The 2969-nt window shown below is 65.0% G+C and carries 3 protein-coding genes; 2 read left to right on the top strand and 1 reads right to left on the bottom strand.

Annotated elements, in window-relative coordinates; all coding sequences use genetic code 11:
- Nucleotides 1-97: 97 nt before the first annotated feature.
- Nucleotides 98-1483 (bottom strand): PLP-dependent aminotransferase family protein, encoded by a 1386-nt coding sequence (locus Q0L57_RS10315; RefSeq protein ID WP_296742119.1) that lies wholly within the window; start codon nt 1481-1483, stop codon nt 98-100.
- 83 nt (nt 1484-1566) lie between these two features.
- Between Q0L57_RS10315 and Q0L57_RS10310 the strand changes: the two genes are divergently transcribed.
- Nucleotides 1567-2058 carry an Lrp/AsnC family transcriptional regulator gene (locus tag Q0L57_RS10310; protein WP_296742116.1) on the top strand — a complete coding sequence of 164 codons (492 nt, stop codon included), beginning with the start codon at nt 1567-1569 and terminating at the stop codon, nt 2056-2058.
- A 120-nt stretch (nt 2059-2178) separates the two neighbouring features.
- The coding region (locus Q0L57_RS10305) for an aldehyde dehydrogenase family protein (protein ID WP_296742113.1) at nt 2179-2969 on the top strand (791 nt) is incomplete at its 3' end.

The following is a 2969-nucleotide window of genomic DNA, read 5'->3' as shown; positions in this document are numbered from 1 at the left end:
CGAAACGCGCTAAATCATGTCAATTGGGAAAATAATATCATGACAATATTTCCGGGCGCCGCACAATTTTCAGGGCAATCTGCGCTCAGCTTGTGCCTCAGATGGCGAGCAGGAGATGCTCGGGATCGCCAAGCAGGAGCTTGGCGACAACGCTCAAACCGGCCCGCAGTTCCCCTTCGGTCGTCGATCCGAGCGAGATACGCACGGCTGGATGCCAGGGCGTGTCGGCGATGCGGAACGAGGTGCCGGGCGCGATCGCCACGCCGCGAAGGCGCGCCTGCGCGACAAAACTTTCCTCGGCGCGGTCTTCGGGCAGTTCGAGCCAAAGATGCAGTCCGTCGCGGTGGACGCGATAGTCCACGCCTGCCAGCACCTCCGCCGCGATTTCCTGCCGCCGCCTGAGCGCGGTGCGTTGCCAGTCGACGAGCTCCGATGCCGTGCCGTCGTTTACCCAGCGCGTCGCGATCTCCGCCACCATCGGCGTTGCCATCCAGTTCGAGACCAGATGGCGGTTGGCGACGGCCGCGACATAGCGGTCGGGCACGGCGAGATAGCCGATGCGAAGGCCCGGCACCGTGATCTTGGTGAAGGACGTGACGTAGAGCGTCCTCTCGGGCGCGAAGGCGGCGACGGCCGGAGGCCGGCCCTCGACCAGCGGACCCAGAACATCGTTCTCGATGATGGCGATGTCGTGCTTGCGCGCAACCGCCGCGATGCGCTCGCGCCGGGTAGCGTCCATCAAGGTGGCCGTCGGGTTGATCACCGAGGGCTGGACGAATACCGCGCGAATGTCGGAAAGGCGGCAGGCCTCGTCGAGCGCCTCCGGGATGAGGCCGTTGTCGTCGATCGGCAAGCCTTCGAGATTGAAGCCGAGGTAGCGGGCGAGCGGGATCAGCGTGTGATGACCGATCGCCTCGGTGGCGACCGTCGATCCAGGCGGCGCGACGCTCATCAGCGCGACCGTCATGCCGGCGGTGGCGCCGTTGGTGACGCTGATGTTCTGCGGCGAGGCTTCGAGGCCGCAGAGCTTCAGCCACTCGACCGCGACCGCGCGATGACGTGGAAACACCATGTTCGGCCGGAAGGAGAGCGCCGAACTCGCCGGCAGGTTCTCGGCCAGCCAGCCTAGCGCCTGCTTCAGCTTTTCCAGGTGCATCGGCTCGCAAACCGGCTTCAGGATGGAAAGGTCGATGACCTCGCCCAGCCTTTCCGGGATGTAGGGCGGCTCCGGCTCGCGCCGCTGCGTCTGGACGAAGCTGCCACGACCGACCTCGCCCGAAATCAGGCCGCGTCGGATCAATTCCTCATAGGCGCGGCTGACTGTCTGCACTGAAAGCTTCAGGTCGTCCGCCAGCCGGCGATGCGTCGGCAGCCGCGTGCCATTCGCAAGCCGCCCGTCATGGATGGCCCGGGCGAACTGGTCGGCCAGCGAGAGATAGGCCGGGCGGCGGATGAGCGCAGGATCTGGCTGCCACAATGTCATGACATATTAGAGATCAAAATCAGTGCAATTGACAATCGAAATAATGCGTCGTCATGGTGTCTCCAACGAAAGGCGGAACCCGCATGGCGGCAGCAAAACTCGACCCTATCGACCTCAGGATTCTCGATGCGATCCAGCGCGATGGGCGTATCACCAAGCTCGCGCTGGCCGAGAAGGTCGGCCTGTCGCCGACACCGTGCTGGATGCGGCTGCGCAAGCTGGAAAAGGCTGGCATCGTTTCCGGATATCACGCGGAAATCGCCGTGCGTGCCATCGCGCCGGTGGCAATGGTGCTGATGGAGGTGACCCTGGCCAACCACCGGCAGGCGGACTTCGACCGGTTCGAGCGCGTCGTTCGCGATATTCCGGAAATCGTTGCGTGCTGGTCGGTAGGCGGCGGCGTCGACTACATCCTCAAGGTCATGGCGCGCGATATCGATGCCTATCAGCGACTGGTGGACGGCCTGCTCGAGCGCGAGATCGGCATCGACCGCTATTTCACCTACATCGTCACCAAGACGGTCAAGGAGGAGACCGTGCTGCCGGTGGCCGAGTTGCTGCCGCAGCAGTCCTGACACGGAGAGATCGTCTCCGGCGGCCGGTCAATAGAGACTATCTCTCTCTTCAAAGGCGCCGAAACAGTCTCCTTTTTCGCCCATCGCGGCCGATGCTTCCGGCATCGAAGGGAGATGTCGATGTCCGCGCACTTTGCCCGACCGCACCGCCATGACGCATTGGACCGCCTTGCCGACCGCCGGCTGTTGCGTGACCTCGGTTACGTCGGTGGGCACTGGATCGCGGGCGCAGGGGCGGCGAGCTTCGAGGTCACCGATCCCGCGACCGGTTCCACCGTGGCTTTTGTCGCGGCGCTCGATGCAAGGCAGACGACCGAGGCGGTGAATGCGGCGGCGCGCGCCCTGCCAGGCTGGCGCTCGGCCCTCCCCCAGGAGCGCTCCAGAATCCTGCGAAAATGGTTTGAGCTCATGATCGCCGCCAAGGACGACCTGTCGCTTCTGATGACGCTGGAACAGGGCAAGCCGCTGAAGGAATCGCTGGGCGAGATCGACTACGCCGCTTCCTTCGTCGAGTGGTATGCCGAGGAGGCAAAGCGCCTCAACGCCGAAAGCGTCACCAGCCATCTGCCGAATGCCGAGATGACCGTGCGCCGCGAGCCCATCGGCGTCGTTGGCGTCGTTACGCCCTGGAATTTCCCCTCGGCCATGCTTACCCGCAAGGCCGCCGCGGCTCTTGCCGCCGGCTGCACGGTGGTGGCGCATCCGTCCTCGGAAACGCCGCTGTCGGCGCTAGCGCTGGCCGAACTCGGCGAGCGCGCCGGCTTGCCTGCCGGTGTCTTCAACGTCGTCACCGGCGACGCCCGCACCATCGTCGGCACGATGTGCGCCGATGCGCGGGTCCGCGCCATGAGCTTCACCGGTTCGACCGAGGTCGGCCGGCTGATCGCCTCGCAGAGCGCGCCGACGATGAA

This window comes from Mesorhizobium sp. (assembly GCF_024509055.1).
In the GTDB taxonomy this organism is placed as follows: Bacteria; Pseudomonadota; Alphaproteobacteria; order Rhizobiales; family Rhizobiaceae; genus Mesorhizobium.
The sequence above is the reverse complement of the archived record's forward strand: the minus strand, read 5'-3'. Positions and strand labels throughout refer to the sequence as shown.